The following is a 20,422-nucleotide window of genomic DNA, read 5'->3' on the forward strand; positions in this document are numbered from 1 at the left end:
TTCTATTCGAGGAGCCTCCCAACATGAAGATCTCAATGCGCTTTGTTTCCGTCACCGCTTCCGTGCTGGCCGTGGCCACGCTCACGGCATGCGTGGCACCGGCGCCGGTCTACCAGACCTCGCGCTATCCGTACCAGGCGCCTCCGCAGGCCATTCAGTACCGCGAAGCTTCCTATGTCGAGTACGGCCACGTGGCCAACATCGAGGTGCTGCGCAGCGAAACCGCTGGCACCGGCACCACGGGCGGCGGCGCTGTCGCCGGCGGCGTCATCGGTGGGGTGGTGGGCAACCAGTTCGGGCGCGGCAATGGCCGTGCCGCAGCCACCGCGCTGGGCATCGTGGGCGGCGCCTTGCTGGGCAACACCATCGAGGCCCAGCAGAACGGCCCGCGCGCCTATGAAACCTATCGCGTGTCGGTGCAGACTGATCGCGGCGGCTTCCGCGCCTTCGACGTGCAGAGCCCGGGCGACCTGCGCATCGGCGACCGCGTGCGCATCGACAACGGTCAGATCTCGCGCATGTAAGTCGCTTCGTCCTTCGGGGCGTGAAAAAGCCGGGCGCCGCCCGGCTTTTTTGTGGGCACTCGCTGGCTGCCCTTCGGTCAGTGCAGCGTCTGGTTGCTTGGCGCCATCGGCGACACCTTGAAGAAGCCCGTGCCCGCCGAACCGCGGCCGACTTCCTCTTCGGTGGCCTCTCGCACCGAACGCACCGTGATGTCGAGCCGGATCGCGATGCCGGCCAGCGGATGGTTGCCGTCGAGCACCAGGTGATCGGGATAGATCTCGGCCACGGTGTAGATCGCGTCTTTTGGAATGTTGCTGTTCACGCCCTTGGGCAGGGCGGAGCCGTCGAAGGTCATGCCTTCTTCCGTGCCTTCGGGAAAGAGCGAGCGGGGCTCCAGAAAAAGCAACTGGTCGTTGAAGTCGCCGAAGCCCTGTTCGGGTTCAATTTGCAGCTGCACCCGGGCGCCGGGCTCATGGCCTTGCAGGGCTGCTTCGATCACGTCGAAGAGATCGTCGCCGCCGACCATGAATTCCACCGGCTCGTCGAGCACATCCAGCACGTCGCCGAGCGTGTCTTTCATGGTCCAGGTCAAGCCGACCACGCATTGTTCAGAGATTTCCATTGCAGAATTCTCCCATGGAGATTAACCAACCGCTGCCGTTGCTCGGCGGCCTGAGCGCCGCGCAGTTCATGCGGCGGTACTGGCAGAAAAAACCTTTGCTCGTCCGCCAGGCGATACCCGCGATGGTGCCACCGATCGAGCGTACTGAGCTGTTCGCCCTGGCCGAGCGTGAGGACGTCGAATCGCGCTTGATCCGCCACGGCAAGGCCGGCTGGTCGCTCAAGCATGGGCCGCTGGCCCGGCGCGCCCTGCCGCCGTTGAAGCAGCCGGCCTGGACGCTGCTGGTGCAGGGCGTCGACCTGCATCACGAGGGCGTGCACGAACTGTTGCGGCAGTTTCGCTTTCTACCTGACGCCCGCCTCGACGACCTGATGATCAGCTACGCGAGCGACACCGGCGGCGTGGGCGCGCATTTCGACAGCTACGACGTTTTCTTGCTGCAGGCACAGGGATGCCGCCGCTGGTCCATCGGCAAGCAGAGCGACCTGCGCCTGCAGCCGGGCGTGCCGCTCAAGATTCTCGAGAACTTCGAGCCTGAGCAAACCTTCGTGCTCGAGCCCGGCGACATGCTCTACCTGCCTCCGCGCTATGCCCACGACGGCGTGGCCGTGGGCGACGATTGCATGACCTGCTCCATCGGCCTGCGTTCGTCGGCCCTGGGCGAGCTCGGCGCAGACCTGCTGGCGCGCATGGCGCAGGCGTACGCGGAAGACCTGGAAGATGCAGGCCCGGCCGAGCTGGCGCGCTACCGCGATCCGGCACAGCCCGCGGTCGATGCGCCGGCCGCAATGCCTGCTGCGCTCCAGGGCTTCGCGCGCAAGGCCATCGAGGCCGCACTGCGCGACCCTGACGCCGTCGATCGCGCACTGGGCGAGTCACTCACCGAGCCCAAGGCCAACGTCTGGTTCGGAGAAGGCGGCGAGGCGCCCGATGCGATGCAGCACGTGGCGCTCGACCGCCGCACGCGCATGCTCTACGACACGCGGCACATCTACATCAACGGCGAGAGCTTTCGCGCGGGCGGTGCCGACGCGACGCTGATGCGCCGTCTGGCCGACCAGCGCGCGCTCGGCGCACGCGAGCTGGCGCGCGCGAGCGAAGGCGCACTCGCGTTGCTGGGCGAGTGGTGCGAGGCAGGGTGGCTTCATGCCGAATGACGACGCGCCCAGCCTATCGTTGCCCGAAGGGCGCTTCGATGGCCGCGAGGCCTTCGATGCACTCCTGCGCGGCGCGCTGTCGGTCGCGGCGCAGCAGGGCTGGAAAGAGGTCGTCTTCAGCGACCCCGACTTTGCCGACTGGCCCCTGGGCGAGCGCGCGACCATCGAAGCGCTGCAGGCCTGGTCGGCCAGCGGCCGCCGCCTGATGTTGCTCGCGCAGCGCTTCGATGTTCTCGAGCGCGGCCACGCGCGCTTCGTGCCGTGGCGCCGCATGTGGGACCACATCATCGAATGCCGCGCCACCGGCAAGGCCGCGGGCTCCGAAGTGCCGAGCGCCATCTGGACGCCCACGTGGTTCGTGCACCGCATCGACCCCGAGCGCAGCAGGGGCGTGAGCGGTGACGACGCGCGTGCGCGCCGTGCGTTGCGCGAGGCCATCGACGAGTGCTGGCGCCTTGCGCGGCCCGCCTTTCCGGCATCGACACTCGGCTTGTAAGCCAATGCCGCGAATGCGGCCGCGAGACATATTCGGGCGGGTATGCAGGTCTAGAATTTTTTCGTCCAGACCTTCATTGCCAAAGGAGATTCCATGAAGAAGTCATCGTCCGTCCTGATTGCCTCGCTGATTGCCGCTGCTGCGCTCGTCGCCTGCGGAAAGAAGGAGGATGCAGCGCCGGCTGTCGTGACGCCGCCTCCTGCGCCCGTGACCGAACCCGCGCCCGCTCCGGCCCCTGCGCCTGCCACCGATCCAGCCGCAGCGCCTGCACCCGGTGCTTCGTCTGCACTCGATGCCGCGAACGCAGCTACCGAGGCCGCGAAGAAGAATGAAGCGCCGAAGCAATAAGCAAGGCCTCGGCATTCGCCATGCAAAAAGCCGCCATGAGGCGGCTTTTTTTCTTAGGAGAGAGTGAGGACGCTTCGGCTCACACGTCGAGCCAGGGCGAGCCCTCTGATGCGGTGGCGGTAAGCATCTCGGCTTCATCACCGCCGAGCGCTTCGGCCATCAGGCGCCGCACGATCTCGGGCCGATTGTTCTGCTCGCTCAGGTGCGCCGCGACCACATGGCGCAGGCCGTCGTGCAGCACCGCGCGCGCGATCTCGGCCGCGGCCGTGTTCGACAAGTGCCCGTAGTTGCCGCCAACGCGGTGCTTGAGAAAAGGCGGATAAGCCGAGTTGGCCAGCAGATCGCTGTCGTGGTTGAACTCCAGCAACAGCGCATGCACGCCGCTCAGGCGGGCCAGCACGTGGGCCGTGGCGTGGCCCAGATCGGTCAGCACGCCCAGCGTGCGGTTGCCGTCGGTGCAGCGCAGCTGCAGCGGCTCGCGTGCATCATGGGGAACGGTGAAGGGCTGCACGCAGATGTCGCCGACCGCAAACTCCGCATCGTCGCGCGCCAGGTTCAGCAGGCCCTCGAAATCGCGGCCGCCGGTGGCGAGCCAGGTGCCTTCGCTCATCCAGACTGGAATTCGGTTGCGCCGCGACAGCGAATGGGCGCAGCCGATGTGGTCGCCGTGCTCATGGGTCACGAAGACCGCATCGATGTCGCCGGCGGCAAGGCCCGCCTGGGCCAACCGCAGATCGAGCTGCTTGAGGCCGAAGCCGCAGTCGATCAGGAGGCGGGAGGTGCGGCCGCCGCTGGTCGCTTCGACCAGCGCGGCGTTGCCCGTGCTGCCGCTGCCGAGACTTCGGAAGCGGAGCATGCGGGTTACTTCAGGTCGTCGGCGATGACCTTGACGATGCGCTCGGCATTCGCCGAGGTTTCGGGCGCACCGGTTTCGTTGAGCACCGACACCGTGGTGGCTTCGCCCTGGCCCTTGACCGAGATGCGGAACTTGAGCGGCGCTTCGGTCTTGCTCGAGCCGCTGAACAGCTTGCCGAAGAAGCCGGGTTCCTTCTTGTCGGGATCGGGCGTCACGTAGCGCACGTAGTACAGGCCGGCGCTGCGATCGCGGTCTTCCACGGTGAAGCCGGTGCGATCGAGCGCGAGGCCCACGCGGCGCCATGCGCGGTCGAAGCCTTCGCTGATCTGCACGACCGGCTGGTTGCCGACCTTGGCGATGGTGGCGGTCTTGGTCGGCGCGGTGGTAGCGGCCAGGATCTTCGACTGCTCTTGCGAGACGCCGAGCTTGACCATCAGGCGGCGCAGGAATTCGGTCTCGAGTTCAGGATCGCTGGGGCGGGGCTGCCACACGGTCTGGTCCTGGCGCGAGTTGTTGTAGACCTCTTGCATGCCGCGATGGCTGATGAAGATCTCGGTGCCGGTCGGCGTGCGCTCCAGGCGGGTGCGGAAGCGGTCGAGTTCGCCGGTCGAGTAGACCGAATCGACCAGCTTGCCCAGCGTGCCGCGGATGATGTCCTGCGGCAGCTTGGCGCGGTTCTCGGCCCAGTCGGTTTCCATGATGCCCAGGTTGCGCTGGTCGGTGGTCAGCAGGAAGCCGCTTTCCTGCCAGAAGTCTTTCACCGGGTCCCAGAGCTGGTCAGGCGTGCGGTTGACGATGATCCAGCGCTGCGTGCCCGAGCGCTCCATGCGCACGTCGCCGATGTTGCTCACGGCGGTGGGGATGCCGGGGGCGTTGGCGATGCCGGCCTGGTAGGCATTGGCAGTCACGGCGCCGCCGGGAATGGCATAGCGGTTGTCGCGCGAGAGTTGGGAGAGATCGGGTGGGACTTCGAGCGTCGGGGCCTTGCCTGCGCTCTTGTAGTCGATCTTGTCGCTCTCGAGGACGGAGCAGGCGGCGAGGCTGGCAACGAGGGCCAGCAGTGCAAGTCGCGAAAGGTTCTTCAACGTCGTCTTCCTTGTTGGAATGGTTCGGTCTATCTATGGGCCGCAGTGCCCGCCATCTCAGAGCACGGTTCGGGCAAAAGGTTGCTTAACCTTGCTGCGACCAGGGAAAAGGCAGTTCCGGAATGTAGGGGGAGGGGTGCTCAGCCCTTCAGCAGGCCGGTGGCGCGCAGGGCGCCTTCGACTGCGGGGCGGCTCGCTTCGCCGAGTTCGGTGAGCGGCAGGCGCAGCGCGCCGCCACAAAGGCCGAGTCGGGCCATGGCCCACTTCAGCGGAATCGGATTGGGCTCGACGAAGAGGTTGCGGTGCAGCGGCATGAGCTCGAACTGGATCTGCATGGCGCGCTTGACGTCGCCTGCCAGCGCCGCCACGCACAGCTCGTGCATCTTGCGCGGCGCAATGTTGGCCGTGACGCTGATGTTGCCCTGGCCGCCGCAGAGCATGAGCGCGACCGCGGTCGGGTCGTCGCCGGAGTAGACGGCAAAGTTCTTCGGCAGGTCGCGAATGAGCCACTGGGCCCGCTCGATGTTGCCGGTGGCTTCCTTGATGCCGATGATGCCGGGCACCTGCGCCAGGCGCAGCACAGTGTCGTGCGCCATATCGGCAACGGTACGGCCGGGCACGTTGTAAAGCACGATGGGCAGGTCACCCACGGCCTCGGCAATGGCCTTGAAGTGCTGGTACTGGCCCTCTTGCGTGGGCTTGTTGTAGTACGGCACGACCTGGAGCTGCGAATCGGCGCCAACGCCCTTGGCGAACTTGGCGAGCTCGATGGCTTCCTTGGTCGAATTCGCGCCGCAGCCGGCCATCACGGGCACGCGGCCCTTGGCCTGCTCGACCGAGACACGGATGATTTCGCAGTGCTCTTCGACATCAACCGTCGGCGATTCGCCGGTGGTGCCGACCACGCCAAGGCAGTCGGTGCCTTCTTCGATGTGCCAGTCGATGAGCCGCCGCAGGGCGGGGTAGTCGACACTGCCGTCGTCGTGCATCGGCGTGACGAGCGCGACGATGCTGCCTGTCAGTTGCTCCAAGGGGGAATCTCTTTGTCGGTGGACGAAAGCGCCGATTCTACTTACTCCGGCGCCCCGCAAGACAGCCGCCCCGGCCCCCTCAGTTTCCCTTAAGGAGGTGGCGGGCGGGCTGGCCGGCGTCGGGTGCGGCCGGGCGTATGGCCGCGATTCGCTGCACGAAGCGCGCCGGTTCGGGGATGAAGCCGTCTTCGTAGGCCACCACCCGCAGGCCGGCGCAGGCCGCCAGCAACTCGCCGGGCTGCAGCAGGAAGTCGGGGCGCGAGGGCTTGCCGACGGTCTCGTTGCCCGCGGCAAAGGTTTCGTAGAGCAGCACGCCGCCCGGCGCCACAGCGCCCACGATGTCGGCCATGCGCGGGCGCCAGAGGTAATTGGTGACGACGACAGCGCCGAAGGCCTGGCCGGTGAAGGGCCAGGGGCCGGATTCGATGTCCGCCTCGACGGTGCGGCCGAAGGCGCCGGCTGCCTCGATGGCTTCGGGCGAGCGGTCGACACCGGTGACCGGGTGCCCGCGGCCCGCGAACCACTGCATGTGCCGCCCGGCGCCGCAGGCCACGTCTAGCACCGAGGCGCCAGACGCAAGCAGGTGCGACCAGCGGACGATCCATTCGGAAGGCTCGGACAGGCCGTGCATGGGTGCTACGTCTTTCATGACCGGCCCGGCCTCAGAAGCAGGACCAGATCTGATCGACCAGCGTCACCAGAAAGTCCGGGTGCACGTAAAGCGCGAATACGCCACCCAGCACAGCCAGCGCGGCGGCCAGCCAGCCCGCGTGGATGATGTGGTGGCGCATTTGCGGAGTCATGGCCCTGGTTTATACGCAATCCCGTCAGCCTGCGGCACCGGCCGGCTGGGGCGACGAGCGCGCGATGGCGCTTTCCTTCACCGGCAGGTTGATCAGCGCCGCGAACACGCCCAGCGCGATCGCGATGTACCAGACGATGTCATAGCTGCCGGTGGTGTCGTACAGGTAGCCACCGAGCCACACGCCCAGGAACGAGCCGACCTGGTGGCTCAGGAACACGAAGCCGCTGAGCATCGAAAGATGCGCCACGCCGAAGATGCCCGCCACGATTGCATTGGTTGCAGGCACGGTGGACAGCCACAGGAAGCCCATTGCCGCCGAGAACACATACACGCTGAGCGGCGAGATTGGCGCCAGCAGGAACAGCGCGATCGACACGGCCCGCGCGAAGTAGATCGCCGCGAGGATCTTGCGCTTGGCCAGCTTCTGCCCCAGCAGCCCCACCGTATACGTGCCGAACACGTTGAACAGCCCGATCAGCGCCAGCGCGTAGCCAGCCACCTCGGCCGGCAATGCGCGGTCGCGCAGGTAGGTCGGCATGTGGATGCCGATGAACGCCAGCTGGAAGCCGCAGACGAAGTAGCCCGCCATCAGCAGCCCGAAGCTCGGGTAGCGGAAGGCTTCGCCCACCGCCTGCAGCACCGACTGTTCGCGGTGCCCGGCCAGCGCTGCCGTCTTCGGTTCGCGCAGGCCGAAGGCCAGCGGGATGATCACCAGCACCAGCACCGCCACAACGGCCAGCGCTGTCTGCCAGCCCAGGTGGCCGATCAGCCGCCCCTCGATGGGCGCCATCAGGAACTGGCCGAACGAGCCGGCCGCCGCCGCCACGCCCATGGCCCACGATCGCCGCTCGGCCGGAATCTGCCGCCCGATCACGCCATAGATCACCGCATAGGTCGAACCTGCCTGCGCTGCGCCAATCAGTACGCCTGCACTCAGTGTGAAGAGCAGCGGCGTCGGCGAATGCGCCATGCCGAACAGCCCCAGCGCATAGAACACCGAGCCGCCGATCAACACCCGGAACGCGCCGAACCTGTCGGCCAGCATGCCCGCGAACACACCGAAGATGCCCCACGAGAGGTTCTGGATGGCCAGCGCGAACGAGAAGGTCTGCCGGCTCCAGTCCTGCGCCTGCGTGATCGGCTGCAGCCAGAGCCCGAAGCCGTGGCGGATGCCCATCGAGAGCGTGACGATCATTGCCCCGCAGAACAGGACTTGCTTGACCGAGAGAGCAGGGGCGGCGGGGGATTGCATGACTTCGAATGTAACGATTCGCCTGCTTTGGCAGGTGGCACGGCGGCCAAAGCCATTGATGATTTATCGGGGCGGTTTTGATGCAATCGGCGCATCAAGCTGACGCGGGCCTCGTAAATCCATGTTTGTAATTCGTTACATTCATCTGCAGTGCTTTTTCCTCACGAGGAATTCAAACAATGAAAAGAACCGCCCTGAAGCTTGCCGTACTCACGGTGATGACGATCGCGATTGCGGGCTGCGCCGTTACCGGCACCAAATATCAGGACATGTCCGGCACCATTCCCAAGGTGAAGCCCGGCGAAGGCCGCATCTTTTTCTTCCGCGCTGCAACCCCCTACGGCTCGGCATTGCAGCCCCTCATTCGCCTCGACAAGGTGGTGGTGGGAGCTTCGAAGTCCGGTGGCTTCTTCTATGTCGACCGTCCCGCCGGCACCTACCAGGCTGCGACCATGAGCGACCTGAGGAAGACGCTCGGCATTTCCCTCGAAGCCGGCGAAACGAAGTACGTGCGCATGTCGCCGTCGTTCGGCCTGGTGACCGGGAGCATCGTTCTGGACATGGAGCCGGCTGAAAAGGCCAGGCCCGAGCTTGCCTCGCTGGCTTACACCGGTCAGGTCATCATCGACAAGTAGGCCCGGCCATCATGCAAACCTCTGGCTGCGGCCGGAGGCTCCTGTATGGGTATCCAGTCATTTGGCGGCGACTGACTACAATCCGCCCCCATGGCGACTCCCCCCAAGACTCCCCCCAATTCACCGTCCGCATCCTCCGGCTACTCGGAAGGCTCCATCCGCGTGCTCAAGGGCCTCGAGCCCGTCAAGCAGCGCCCGGGCATGTACACCCGCACCGACAACCCGCTGCACATCATCCAGGAAGTGCTCGACAACGCGGCCGACGAGGCGCTCGCGGGCTACGGCAAGAAGATCAAGGTCACCCTGCACATCGACGGCTCGGTCAGCGTCGAAGACGACGGCCGGGGCATTCCCTTCGGCCTGCACCCTGAAGAAAAGGCCCCCGTGATCGAACTCGTGTACACCCGGCTGCACGCGGGCGGCAAGTTCGACAAGGGCTCGGGCGGCGCCTACAGCTTCTCGGGCGGCCTGCACGGAGTGGGCGTGTCGGTGACCAATGCGCTGTCGAAGCGGCTCGAAGTCACCTCGCACCGGGAAGGCTCGGCCGCCAAGCTGGCCTTCAGTGCCGGCGATGTGATCGAGGCGCTCGAAATCCGCAAGCTCGAAGCGGGCGAGCGCAAGCAGGGCACCACCGTGCGCGCCTGGCCCGACGCCAAGTACTTCGAAACCGCCGTGCTGCCCATGGGCGAGCTCACGCGCCTGCTGCGCAGCAAGGCCGTGCTGATGCCCGGCGTGAGCGTCACGCTCACGAACGAGAAGACCAAGGAAACACAGCAGTGGCTCTACAAGGGGGGCCTGAGCGACTACCTGATGCAGACGCTCAACGGCGACCCCGTCATCCCGCTGTTCGAAGGCAGCGGCCATGCCGACAAGAACGCCGACAACTTCGCCGAAGGCGAGGGCGCCGACTGGTGCGTGGCCTTCACCGAAGACGGCCAGCCAGTGCGCGAGAGCTACGTCAACCTGATTCCCACCAGCGCCGGCGGCACGCACGAAAGCGGCCTGCGCGACGGCCTATTCACTGCGGTGAAGGGCTTCATCGAACTGCACTCGCTGCTGCCCAAGGGCGTGAAGCTGCTGCCCGAAGACGTGTTCGCACGCGCTTCGTACGTGCTGAGCGCCAAGGTGCTCGATCCGCAGTTCCAGGGCCAGATCAAGGAACGCCTGAACTCGCGCGATGCCGTGCGCCTGGTGTCGAGCTTCGTGCGTCCCGCGCTCGAGCTATGGCTCAACCAGCATGTCGACTACGGCAAGAAGCTGGCTGAGTTGGCCATCAAGGCCGCGCAGACGCGCCAGCGCGCCGGCCAGAAGGTCGAGAAGCGCAAGGGCTCCGGCGTGGCCGTGCTGCCCGGCAAGCTCACTGATTGCGAGAGCAAGGACATCAGCCACAACGAAGTCTTCCTGGTCGAGGGCGACTCTGCCGGCGGCAGCGCCAAGATGGGCCGCGACAAGGAAAGCCAGGCGATCCTGCCCCTGCGCGGCAAGGTGCTCAACACCTGGGAAGTGGAGCGCGACCGGCTGTTCGCCAACACCGAAATCCACGACATCTCGGTCGCTGTGGGGGTCGATCCGCACGGCCCCAACGACACGCCCGACATGAGCGGCCTGCGCTACGGCAAGGTCTGCATCCTGAGCGATGCCGACGTGGACGGCTCGCACATCCAGGTGCTGCTGCTCACGCTGTTCTTCAGGCACTTCCCGAAACTCATCGAAGCCGGCCACGTGTATGTCGCAAAGCCGCCATTGTTCCGGGTCGATGCGCCCGCGCGCGGCAAGAAGCCGGCCTCCAAGGTCTATGCGCTGGACGAGGGCGAACTGACCGCCACGCTCGACAAATTGCGTAAAGATGGCGTTCGCGAAGGCGCCTGGAGCATCAGCCGCTTCAAGGGCCTGGGCGAAATGAGCGCGGAACAATTGTGGGAAACCACGCTCAATCCTGACACCCGGCGCCTGATGCAGGTCCAATTGGGCCGGTTCGACTTCACGTCCACCCAGGGCGAGATCACCAAGCTCATGGGCAAGGGCGAAGCGGCAGCCCGGCGCGAACTCATGGAGTTGCGCGCCGACGATGTCGACATCGATGTTTGATTCCTCCACCACGCATGTCAGTTTTCAAGCGCTTGTTGCTATTGGCCTTCCTGCTGTGTACGCAGCAGGGGCTGGCGCACGCCGCTGACATCTACGGCTACATCGACAGCAAGGGCATCGCGCACTTCGCTTCCGAAAAGATCGACGAGCGCTACCAGATCTTCTTTCGCGGCGGCCAGAGCTTCGACACGGCGCAAGGCATTTCTCCGCTGGGCCGTGGTGGCCGCAAGCTCGACGGCAAGGTGTCACCCGCCTCGCAGAGCCTGCTCGCCATGTTCGAGGCATCGCCCGGTTACAAGACCGCCAAGACGGCGCTGCGCGACGCATCGAACAAGCATTCGATCGACTACGAACTGCTGCAGGCGCTCATCGCGACCGAGTCGGGCTTCGACGCGCAGGCCGTCTCGCCCAAGGGCGCCATGGGCCTCATGCAACTGATGCCCGCGACGGCTCAGCGCTACGGCGTGTCGGCGGACAAGCGCGCGACCATCGAGAAAAAGCTGTTCGACCCGCGCATCAACATCGCTGCCGGCTCGCGCTACCTCGGCGACCTGATCGCGATGTTCCCGGGCCAGATCGAGCTGGCGCTGGCCGCCTACAACGCGGGCGAGGGGGCGGTGCAGCGCGCGGGCAACAAGATCCCGAACTACAAGGAAACGCAGAACTACGTGCAGACCGTGCTGCAGCTGTATGCGTACCTGAAGCCGTCCGTGGCAGCGGGCGGTAGTGGCGGTGGTGCCGTGCGTGGTGGCAAGACGCCGGGCCGAATCCGCATGGAACTGACGGTGCCGCAGGGCGGGGCCATCGGCCGCGGCAACATGCCGTCCGACGCGCCGCGCAACATGCCGACCATGCCAGACATTCCCGAGCCTTCGGCGGTGCCGACCGGCGCGGCCGATGCGCCCGGCGCACCGCTGTCCTGATGAAGGAGCCCGCCATGCACCGTCGAAGCTTCGTCCTCGCGACCGCTGCCGGCATGGTGGCAGGCACTGCGCGTGCACAGCATCCGGCCACGCACGACACGCTGCCCGCAGTGCCTTCGTCGGCCGAGCCCTATGCCAAGCTGCAGGGCGGCGTGCCGCACCACATGACGCCCGACCAGGAGGCGCAGCGCTTCACCGAGAGCACCGCGCCACCCGGCCCGCAAGGCCGCTGGGAGCCGCGCGCGGCCTTGCCGATTCCGCGCAGCGAGATGGCCTGGGCCACCGCCGCGATGGGGCGCATGCACGTGGTCGGCGGATATGGCGAGGGCAAGGTCAACCGCGACTACCACCACATCTACGACCCGAAGGCCGACCGCTGGCTCGACGGCGCGCCCCTGCCGCGCGGCGCCAACCATGTCGCGGTGACGGCCGAGGGTGGCCGCGTCTATGCGCTCGGCGGTTTCGTCGAGCAGAACCGCCGCTCCGACACGAACGCCTACGTCTACGACATTGCCGCCAACCGCTGGACTGCCATCGCGCCGCTGCCGCGACCGCGCGGCGCGGCGGCTGCAGTAATGCTCGACGGCGCGCTGCACCTGATCGGCGGAGCGTCGGAGCCTGCTGCCGAACGCGCGAGCGTCAGCTGGCACGAGGTCTACGACCCCAAGGCCGATCGCTGGTCCACCGCCAAGCCGCTGCCCGGCGCGCGCGACCACGTCGGCTGCGTGTCGCATGGCGGCCAGATCCACGTGATCGGCGGACGCTTCAACACCTTCGAATACAACACCGACCTGCATCACGTCTACCTGCCCGCACGCGACACCTGGGAGCTGCGCTCGCCGCTGCCTACCGCGCGCTCGGGCCATGGCCTCGTGGTGTATCGAGGCCGCTTCTTCGCCATGGGCGGGGAGGGCGGCATTCTCGTCAGCGGCGTACCGCGCCAGGCCAAGGTGTTCGGCCAGATGGAAAGCTACAACCCCGTGGACGACACCTGGCAACGCCACGCTCCCATGGCCACGCCGCGCCACGCCGTGGGCGCGGCCGTCATCGGCGACTGGATCTACGTCGCGGGCGGCGGCGCGGTGCTCGGCGGCGCCGTGCAGTCCGCGGTCCACGAGGCATTCACACTGGGCTGATCGCGACTACCCTCGCGCACGGCCCGCAGCAACTGTTTTTCTCACCTTCTCTTTCATGGATTCCCAACCTCCGCTCGATCTCCAGGGTCCTACCGACGGCGACACGACCCTGACCCTCGCCGACTACGCCCAGACTGCCTACCTCGAATACGCGCTCAGCGTGGTCAAGGGCCGCGCGCTGCCCGATGTGTCCGATGGCCAGAAGCCGGTGCAGCGCCGCATCCTGTACTCGATGTCGCGCATGGGCCTGGGCTTCGGCGGCACCAACGGCACTGTGGGCGCCAAGCCCGTGAAGAGCGCGCGCGTGGTCGGCGACGTGCTCGGCCGCTTCCACCCGCACAGCGACCAGGCCGCGTACGACGCGCTGGTGCGCATGGCGCAAGATTTTTCGCAGCGCTACCCGCTGGTCGACGGGCAGGGCAACTTCGGCAGCCGTGACGGCGACGGTGCCGCGGCCATGCGCTACACCGAAGCTCGCCTGGCGCGCATCACCAGCCTGCTGCTCGACGAGATCGACGAAGGCACGGTCGATTTCATTCCCAACTACGACGGCAGCACCGAGGAGCCGCGCCTGCTGCCCGCGCGGCTGCCGTTCACGCTGCTCAACGGCGCGAGCGGCATTGCCGTGGGCCTGGCCACCGAAATCCCGAGCCACAACCTGCGCGAGATTGCCGACGCCTGCGTGGCGCTGATCAAGTCGAACGGCAAGCTCAGCGAAGAAGAGCTCTTCGCCATCGTGCCCGGCCCCGACTACCCGGGCGGCGCGCAGATCATCAGCAGCGCGAGCGACATCGCCGACGCCTATCGCACCGGCCGCGGCTCGCTCAAGGTGCGCGCTCGCTGGAAGATCGAGGACCTGGCGCGCGGGCAATGGCAACTCGTGGTCAACGAGCTGCCGCCGGGCGTCAGCACGCAGAAGGTGCTCGAGGAAATCGAGGAAATCACCAACCCGAAGGTCAAGACCGGCAAGAAGGCGCTCTCCGCCGAGCAGACCCAGTTGAAGGCCGCGATGCTGTCGGTGCTCGACGTGGTGCGCGACGAGTCCAGCAAGGACGCCGCCGTGCGCCTGGTGTTCGAGCCCAAGACCTCGCGCATCAGCCAGGACGACTTCATCACCACGCTGCTCGCGCAGACCTCGCTCGAAACCTCGTCGCCGATCAACCTCACGATGGTCGGCATCGACGGCAAGCCCACGCAGAAGTCGCTGCGCCAGATGCTCAACGAGTGGATCGCGTTCCGCGAGATCACCGTCGAGAAGCGTTCGCGGTTCCGGCTCAGCAAGGTGATGGACCGCATCCACATCCTCGAAGGCCGGCAGCTGGTGCTGCTGAACATCGACGAGGTGATCGCGATCATCCGTGCGGCGGAAGACCCGAAGGCGGCGCTCATCGCGCGCTTCAATCTCAGCGAAGTGCAGGCGGAGGACATCCTCGAAATCCGGTTGCGCCAGCTTGCGCGGCTCGAAGCCATCAAGATCGAGCAGCAGCTCAAGGAACTGCGCGAGGACCAGAAGAAGCTCGAGGACATCCTCGGCAGCCCGGCCGCGCTGCGCCGCCTGCTGGTGAAGGAAATCGAGTCCGACGCCAAGACTTTTGAAGACGCGCGCCGCACGCTGATCCAGGCCGAGAAGCGCGCAGTGGCCGAAGTGAAGGTGGTCGACGAGCCCGTCACCGTCATCGTGTCGCAGAAGGGCTGGGTTCGTGCACAGAAGGGCTGGGCCAGCGAGAAGGCCGCGGGCAATGGCGCGAATGGAGAAAAGGGCGCAACGCCCGAATACAGCTTCAAGTCGGGCGACTCGCTCTACGGCGCCTTCGAGTGCCGCAGCGTCGACACGCTGCTGGTGTTCGGCAGCGCCAAGGACAAGAGCGTGCGCGTCTACACCGTGCCCGTGGCCTCGCTGCCCGGCGCACGTGGTGACGGCCAGCCCGTCACCACGCTCATCGAGCTCGATGCCGGCACGCACGTCACGCATTTCTTCGCGGGCCCGGTGGGCGCCAGCGTGCTGCTGGCCAACACCGGCGGCTACGGCTTCATCGCCACGGTCGAGAACATGATGTCGCGCCAGCGCGGCGGCAAGGCCTTCATCGACGTGGGCGAGGGCGAGCAGCTGTGCCGTCCGTCGCTGGTGGGTGGCGCAAGTGGCGCCGAGCCGATGCTCCCGGCCACGCATGTGGCCTGCGCCTCGACCGGCGGCCGCATCCTGACTTTCGACATCACCGAGCTCAAGAGCCTGCCGAAGGGCGGTCGTGGCCTCACGCTGATCGACCTCGAGGCCAAGGACACCCTGGCCGGAGCCGCTGCCTACACGCGCAGCGTGAAGATCGAAGGCATCGGCCGCGGTGCCAAGGAGCGAGAAGAGACGCTGGAAATTCGCACGCTCAACAACGCGCGCGGCAGCCGCGCGCGCAAGGGCAAGGCGGCCGACCTGGGCTTCAAGCCGACGAGCATCGTGCGGGTGCTGTGATGGGTGGCATCGACATCAGCGTCATCGGGATCTTCATTGCCGTGGTCACGGGCCTCGGCAGCTACGTGCTGGGCCGTCGCATGCGCGAGAAGCGGGCGGCGAAGAAGCGCGAGAAGAACCGCATTGCGTCGCAGGCCAACGAGACGCGCCAGGTGCGGCGCGCGCGGGAGCGCAAGGAGCGCGGCGAGTAAACATGGCCGCTTGCGCTTGGAGTCGAACAGCAGGAGGAGAGAGCGTTATGGCAGTAGCTGAGGGACTGCTCGGTTGCGTTCGCTATATCGCGTTCGCAGGCGCAGCGGCTGTGTTGTCGGGGTGTGCGAGCGTCGAATACAAGGACGCGACGGGCGACAGGACTGCAAGGCTGCGTGTTGTCCAGAATGCGTCGGCCCGGGTGATCTCTTACTCCTTCGCGGTGCGCGAGAGTTGCCGCAGGGAGGGACCCAAGGGCGGTGTGCTCTTCAACGAGCGATCGGAGTCCAGGAGGGTAGGCATGGCGCCCCGTCTGAGTACCGACTTCATGAGCTCTGAGCGGATCATTCCGGCGGACGTTGAAGTGGTGCTGCTGGCTGGCGGCAGCACCGTGTGGTCGAATTGCGTGGGAACCGTTCGCTTCGTCCCTCGCAGCGGCGAACAGTACGAAGCGATTTTTCTCTGGCCTGCATCGGCGCCTCGCTGCACCATTCAGTTGCGCAGGATTGTTCTGGCCGGAAACGGCGAGGTTTCACGTATCGAGGAGCCCAGCGCCTCGCGTTGCGACTAGCGCAACCCTTGCCACCACCGCGTGTTGGTCCGCGCCTGCCCCACCGTCACCACTTCGCCGATCACCGGCGTCGCCAGCTCGATCTTCTTCGCCTCCGCCAGGTCAGCGATGCGGTCAAGCGGGTCGTGCCAGGTGTGGAACGCCAGGTCGAACGTGCTGTTGTGCACCGAGAAGAACACCTTGCCGCGCAGGTCTTCGAAGGCCTGCACGCTCTGCTCGGGCGTCATGTGCACGGCGGGCCACATGGTGTCGTAGGCGCCGTTTTCCATCAGCGCGATGTCGAAGCCGCCGAAGCGTTCGCCGATCTGCTTGAAGCCCGGGAAGTAGCCCGAGTCGCCGCTGTAGAAGAGGCGCTGGTCGCCGCTTTGCACCACCCATGAAGCCCACAGCGTACGGTCGCGGTCGTTCAGCGTGCGGCCCGAGAAGTGCTGTGCGGGCGTGGCGGTGAGCTTCACGCCGTCGTGTTCGCCGCCTTGCCACCAGTCGAGCTCTGTCACGCGCTCTGCCGGCACGCCCATCACTATCAGCCGCGCACGCACGCCCAGCGGCACGAAGTAGCGCTGCACGCTCTTCGAAAGGTATTCGATGGTTGCCACGTCGAGGTGGTCGTAGTGGTCATGCGAGAGGATCACGCCTTCGATGGGTGGCAGTTGTTCGAGCGTGATCGGTGGCTGGTGAAAGCGCTTCGGCCCGGCCCATTGCACGGGTGACGCGCGTTCGCTGAACACGGGGTCGATCAGCCAATACTTGCCGCGCAGCTTCAGCAGATGCGACGAATGGCCGAGGCGCACCACGTGGTTGGCTTTGACGTCGAGCGAATCGAGCGCACCGCGGTCCAGCGCCTTCACCGGAATTGCATCGACCGGCACGGTGTCGACCTTGCTGCCCACGATGAAGCGCGACCAGATGCGCCATGCGCTGGCTTGGGCGGGCAGGTCGGGGTTGGCCATGTTGTGGAAGCCGCCGTCCTTGAATTGCGGCGAGCTGTCATAGCGCGTCTCGCCGCTGCCGGCGGCACTGCAGCCCGCGACGAGGGCGCAGCCGGCCGCGGCCAGCACGGTGCCCCGGCGCAGCAGTTGGGGCAGGTAGGAGCCCTGGGAGCCCGAATCGTCAGCCATGAGAAAACCCTCTGGATCTTTGTTTGCAGGATGGCGCGAGAGTAGCCACGGCGAACGTTTCAATGGTTTCAGCGGTAGAAACATTTGGGGCGCGGGGGTATATCGGTCTCCCCTGCGCGAATGTCCCCCGGCCTTCCTATGCCATGAGCCGTATGGCGGGCCCCTGCCAGGTTCGGCACACTGGAAAGCTTCATCGACTTTCGACGAGGCGGCAGATTCCATGAGCAGCAATCGCTATCCCATCATCTACGTGCGCGGCTATGCCATGACCGAGTCCGAGCGGGACGAAACCGCGGCCGATCCGTTCTGCGGCTTCAACATCGGCTCCACGGTGTATCGCGCCACCGTCAAGAAGGAAGCGCCGGCGCAGAAGTTCGTTTTCGAATCGCCGATGGTGCGCCTGCTGGCCGACTTCCAGTACCAGAGCGTCTACCAGAACGGCCTGGACATCCTCGACCCCGACTGGAAACCCTCGCCGGACGAGAACGGCCGGGACGTCGACGGCATCCCCTCGGCCTCGGTCATCATCTACCGCTACTACGACTCGGGCTCCGAGCTGCTGGGCGACGGCCAGGCCAAGGACGTCAAGGTGTATGCGCAGGGCCTGAGCCAGCTGATATTGCGCGTGCGCGAGCTCGTGGCGCTGCGCGAGGGGCCGGGCTACTCGCCCGCCGACTTCCGCTGCTACCTCGTCGCGCATTCGATGGGCGGCCTGGTGGTGCGAGCCTTCCTGCAGAACCCCGCACTCGGTGATGCGGCCGCGCGTGCCTGCGTCGACAAGGTGTTCACCTATGCCACGCCGCACAACGGCATCGACATGGGCGGCATCAACGTGCCGGCCTGGCTCACGGTGAACGAGATGAACACCTTCAACCGCGAGAAAATGTCCGAGTTCCTGGCCACGCAGCCGATCAACGGCCGCATGGACTACCTGCCGGCCACGGCCTTTCCGGCCGAGCGCTTCTTCTGCATGGTCGGCACCAACCGCGGCGACTATGAAAGCGCCAAGGGCCTGTCGCGCATGTTCGCGGGCCACGGCAGCGACGGGCTCGTGCGCATCGAAAACGCCTCGCTCTGGTCCACCGATGCCGCAGGCAAGACGCAGCCGGTGGCCACCGCCTTCACCTACCGGTCGCACTCCGGCTTCTTCGGCATCGTCAATTCCGAGGAGGCTTACCAGAACCTCACGCGCTTCCTGTTCGGCGACGTGCGGGTCGACCTGTGGTTCGACATAGACGGCGTCACCTTGCCGCCCGACCTGCCAGCCGGCGCCGACGTCGATGCGCTCTACCAGGTCGAGTTGCTCGCCGCGCCGCGCGGCAAGCGCTGGTACCTGAGCCGGCGCGTGGCGGAAGAAGACTCGCCCGCCTGCCGCACGCACAAGGAACTGACCGACCCGGCCAAGGCCGACCGCCGCTCCATCTACCTCTCGACCGTGTTCCTCGCCAACAAGGCCCGCGTGAAGCAGGACCGCCCGACGCTTGCCTATGCCATGACGCTCGGCGTGCGCGTGCCCGACTACCAGGTCAACAACAAGTTCTGGCTCGACGGCCACTACGAGGGCAGCTCGCTGTTCCGCGACACGCTGATCATCGAGATCGCGCCGCCCCAGGCCGACGACCCGGCGCAGAACTGGAACGTCAAGTACGGCTGGCAGACCGACACGGCCGGGCGGGCCTCGCTGCCGATGAGCCCGAAGCAGCTGGCCGGCGGCAAGCTGCAGTTCGTGGTGCCGCTGTCGAGCCTTGGCGCTGCACCGGCCGCGCCCGGCATCAGCGGCAAGGTGCGGCTGGAGGTGAGCGCCTGGCAGTAGGGCGCAGGTCAGGCAGCGTGGGGCACAATCGCGCCGGTCAAGAACCCGCCGATTCCAGACCCATGAAAACTGCCGTTCTCGTCATCGACGTCCAGCGTGGCCTTTGCGACGATCCGCCGCGTCCCCATCAGGCCCACGAGGTGATGCAGCGCATCAACGCGCTCACCGAACGCGCCCGCGCGGCCGGCGTGCCGGTGGCCTTCATCCAGCACGAGAATGCGGTCGACCTCGAATTCGACTCCGAGCGCTGGCAGCTCGCCGGCGCGCTCAACACCGACTCGCGCGACGCGCGCATCCGCAAGACCACGCCCGACTCCTTCCTTCGCACGCCGCTGGAAGCCTGGCTCTCCGGGCACGGCGTGAAGCGCGTAGTGGTCTGCGGCTATTCGTCGGAGTTCTGCGTCGACACGACAGTGCGCCGCGCTGCCGCCCTCGGCTACCACGTGGTGCTCGCGACCGATGCGCACACTTCGCACGACAAGCCGCACGCCACGGGCGCGAAGATCCGCGAGCATCACAACGCCACGCTGTCGGACATCACGAGCTTCGGCGTGCCGATCCGCGCCGTGGCCAGCGCGGAAGTCGCCTTCGGCGACTGAACGCAGCCTGCCCGAACCGCGCGCGGCACGGGCGTGCGCCCGCAGGCGAAAGAGCCTGCATCGAATGGATGCCTGAATGCTCACACCCTGCGTGACACGGCAACCTTGTGCAGAAGCTCGATCAAGATCAATTGCTCGCCCTTGGAGAGGTTGCCGAGCACATGCTGCTCGCCTTCGATCACCAACCGTGTAGCGCTGCTGGCAAGCGTTGCGCCGGTCGGGGTGGTGCGAAGGTACTGGGCCCTTCGATCCGTTGCGTGCGGGGTGCGGCGGATCAACTCTCGCCTCTCCAGCCGTTCGAGCCATGCCGCGATGTTGGGCGCCGTGACCGCGAGTGCCTTTGCCAGGCGGGCGGCCGACACGTCGGGATTTTCGTGAATCAGGCACAGCACCGTGAACTCGACGGGGCGAAGGTCGAAAGGTGTGCCTACTCGCTCGGCGAACACTGCGTCGGTGACGATCGTCGCCTGCGCGAGCTGATAGCCGAGCACGTGATGCAGGGACGCTTCGACCAGCCGGCCGGCTGGTGTGGCATCTACCGGATTGCTTCTGTTCTTGGGCATTCCGGGCATTGTCGTTCTGCCTCCAAGTGATTCACTGCCTGATCTAACTGGCTCAGTGGATCATCGTTGGAGTGCAAACTGCTTAATGGAAAACCATAACTGGTTATCTTTGATAGTTAAGTAGATTAACTATAGGCGCTGCATCCAGGCGTCGAAGGAGACATTCT

At 66.2% G+C, this 20,422-nt stretch carries 22 protein-coding genes; 13 read left to right on the forward strand and 9 right to left on the reverse strand.

Translation table 11 applies throughout. The annotated features are described in order from the left end of the window. The first annotated feature begins 23 nt into the window (after positions 1-23). The gene (locus BLW48_RS20225) at positions 24-524 is read left to right on the forward strand and encodes a glycine zipper 2TM domain-containing protein (protein WP_093080054.1); all 501 of its coding nucleotides are present in this window, start codon (positions 24-26) and stop codon (positions 522-524) included. Positions 525-601: 77 nt separating this feature from the next. Here the strand turns inward: BLW48_RS20225 and BLW48_RS20230 are convergent, their stop codons facing one another. Further along, positions 602-1,126 (reverse strand): FKBP-type peptidyl-prolyl cis-trans isomerase, encoded by a 525-nt coding sequence (locus tag BLW48_RS20230; protein WP_093050929.1) that lies wholly within the window; start codon positions 1,124-1,126, stop codon positions 602-604. 14 nt (positions 1,127-1,140) lie between these two features. Between BLW48_RS20230 and BLW48_RS20235 the strand changes: the two genes are divergently transcribed. The 3 genes from BLW48_RS20235 (at position 1,141) to BLW48_RS20245 (ending at position 3,127) form a co-directional block, all read left to right on the forward strand. Beyond that, complete coding sequence (locus BLW48_RS20235; protein WP_093177127.1) at positions 1,141-2,283, forward strand: JmjC domain-containing protein; 1,143 nt, start codon at positions 1,141-1,143, stop codon at positions 2,281-2,283. Then, positions 2,273-2,779: a hypothetical protein gene (locus BLW48_RS20240; protein ID WP_093080060.1), complete on the forward strand. Its 507-nt coding sequence runs from the start codon at positions 2,273-2,275 to the stop codon at positions 2,777-2,779. The genes BLW48_RS20235 and BLW48_RS20240 overlap by 11 nt, the downstream gene beginning before the upstream one ends. 93 nt (positions 2,780-2,872) lie before the next feature. Next, positions 2,873-3,127, forward strand: coding sequence for a hypothetical protein (locus BLW48_RS20245; protein ID WP_093050920.1), 255 nt, complete (start codon positions 2,873-2,875; stop codon positions 3,125-3,127). 79 nt (positions 3,128-3,206) lie between these two features. On the opposite strand, the gene BLW48_RS20250 is transcribed toward BLW48_RS20245, so the two are convergent. The 6 genes from BLW48_RS20250 to BLW48_RS20270 form a co-directional block, all read right to left on the reverse strand. Further along, on the reverse strand, positions 3,207-3,983 hold the full coding sequence (locus BLW48_RS20250; protein WP_093177128.1) for an MBL fold metallo-hydrolase: 777 nt from the start codon (positions 3,981-3,983) through the stop codon (positions 3,207-3,209). A 5-nt stretch (positions 3,984-3,988) separates the two neighbouring features. Continuing rightward, positions 3,989-5,068 (reverse strand): outer membrane protein assembly factor BamC, encoded by a 1,080-nt coding sequence (gene bamC, locus BLW48_RS20255; RefSeq protein WP_093050915.1) that lies wholly within the window; start codon positions 5,066-5,068, stop codon positions 3,989-3,991. Positions 5,069-5,208: 140 nt separating this feature from the next. Further along, a complete protein-coding gene (gene dapA, locus BLW48_RS20260) occupies positions 5,209-6,135 on the reverse strand; it encodes a 4-hydroxy-tetrahydrodipicolinate synthase (protein WP_371127351.1) in 927 nt (308 codons plus the stop codon). A 43-nt stretch (positions 6,136-6,178) separates the two neighbouring features. After that, positions 6,179-6,748 (reverse strand): class I SAM-dependent methyltransferase, encoded by a 570-nt coding sequence (locus BLW48_RS20265; protein ID WP_093177130.1) that lies wholly within the window; start codon positions 6,746-6,748, stop codon positions 6,179-6,181. A 13-nt stretch (positions 6,749-6,761) separates the two neighbouring features. Next, on the reverse strand, positions 6,762-6,890 hold the full coding sequence (locus BLW48_RS35845; protein ID WP_256330844.1) for a hypothetical protein: 129 nt from the start codon (positions 6,888-6,890) through the stop codon (positions 6,762-6,764). A gap of 36 nt (positions 6,891-6,926) precedes the next feature. Then, positions 6,927-8,156 (reverse strand): MFS transporter, encoded by a 1,230-nt coding sequence (locus BLW48_RS20270; protein WP_093177131.1) that lies wholly within the window; start codon positions 8,154-8,156, stop codon positions 6,927-6,929. A 179-nt stretch (positions 8,157-8,335) separates the two neighbouring features. Here BLW48_RS20270 and BLW48_RS20275 point away from each other — a divergent pair, with 179 nt between their 5' ends. The 7 genes from BLW48_RS20275 (at position 8,336) to BLW48_RS35625 (ending at position 16,162) form a co-directional block, all read left to right on the forward strand. Next, the gene (locus BLW48_RS20275; protein ID WP_093177133.1) at positions 8,336-8,791 is read left to right on the forward strand and encodes a DUF2846 domain-containing protein; all 456 of its coding nucleotides are present in this window, start codon (positions 8,336-8,338) and stop codon (positions 8,789-8,791) included. Positions 8,792-8,881: 90 nt separating this feature from the next. Further along, entirely contained in the window at positions 8,882-10,879 is a 1,998-nt protein-coding gene (locus tag BLW48_RS20280) for a DNA topoisomerase IV subunit B (RefSeq protein WP_093177135.1), read from the forward strand. 14 nt (positions 10,880-10,893) lie between these two features. After that, on the forward strand, positions 10,894-11,802 hold the full coding sequence (locus BLW48_RS20285; protein ID WP_093177136.1) for a lytic transglycosylase domain-containing protein: 909 nt from the start codon (positions 10,894-10,896) through the stop codon (positions 11,800-11,802). A gap of 14 nt (positions 11,803-11,816) precedes the next feature. Further along, positions 11,817-12,938: a Kelch repeat-containing protein gene (locus BLW48_RS20290; RefSeq protein WP_093177138.1), complete on the forward strand. Its 1,122-nt coding sequence runs from the start codon at positions 11,817-11,819 to the stop codon at positions 12,936-12,938. A 55-nt stretch (positions 12,939-12,993) separates the two neighbouring features. Beyond that, on the forward strand, positions 12,994-15,402 hold the full coding sequence (parC, locus tag BLW48_RS20295; RefSeq protein ID WP_093050892.1) for a DNA topoisomerase IV subunit A: 2,409 nt from the start codon (positions 12,994-12,996) through the stop codon (positions 15,400-15,402). Further along, positions 15,402-15,593, forward strand: a complete 192-nt coding sequence (locus BLW48_RS20300) for a hypothetical protein (RefSeq protein ID WP_093050889.1) — start codon at positions 15,402-15,404, stop codon at positions 15,591-15,593. Before parC ends, BLW48_RS20300 begins: the two co-directional genes overlap by 1 nt. Positions 15,594-15,892: 299 nt before the next feature. Next, the gene (locus tag BLW48_RS35625) at positions 15,893-16,162 is read left to right on the forward strand and encodes a hypothetical protein (RefSeq protein WP_157632220.1); all 270 of its coding nucleotides are present in this window, start codon (positions 15,893-15,895) and stop codon (positions 16,160-16,162) included. On the opposite strand, the gene BLW48_RS20310 is transcribed toward BLW48_RS35625, so the two are convergent. Next, positions 16,159-17,280 (reverse strand): MBL fold metallo-hydrolase, encoded by a 1,122-nt coding sequence (locus BLW48_RS20310; RefSeq protein ID WP_093050883.1) that lies wholly within the window; start codon positions 17,278-17,280, stop codon positions 16,159-16,161. The two genes, BLW48_RS35625 and BLW48_RS20310, sit on opposite strands and share 4 nt — an antisense overlap. Positions 17,281-17,500: 220 nt before the next feature. On the opposite strand from BLW48_RS20310, the gene BLW48_RS20315 reads away from it, so the two are divergent. Both BLW48_RS20315 and BLW48_RS20320 read left to right on the forward strand, forming a co-directional pair. Continuing rightward, on the forward strand, positions 17,501-19,093 hold the full coding sequence (locus BLW48_RS20315) for an esterase/lipase family protein (RefSeq protein WP_093177139.1): 1,593 nt from the start codon (positions 17,501-17,503) through the stop codon (positions 19,091-19,093). Positions 19,094-19,155: 62 nt separating this feature from the next. Next, a complete protein-coding gene (locus BLW48_RS20320; protein ID WP_093177141.1) occupies positions 19,156-19,692 on the forward strand; it encodes a cysteine hydrolase family protein in 537 nt (178 codons plus the stop codon). 80 nt (positions 19,693-19,772) lie between these two features. Here the strand turns inward: BLW48_RS20320 and BLW48_RS20325 are convergent, their stop codons facing one another. Further along, positions 19,773-20,255 carry a MarR family winged helix-turn-helix transcriptional regulator gene (locus tag BLW48_RS20325; RefSeq protein ID WP_177142362.1) on the reverse strand — a complete coding sequence of 161 codons (483 nt, stop codon included), beginning with the start codon at positions 20,253-20,255 and terminating at the stop codon, positions 19,773-19,775. Positions 20,256-20,422: the final 167 nt, after the last annotated feature.

The sequence above is a fragment of the Variovorax sp. YR266 genome (genome assembly GCF_900107295.1).
Lineage (GTDB): Bacteria > Pseudomonadota > Gammaproteobacteria > Burkholderiales > Burkholderiaceae_C > Variovorax.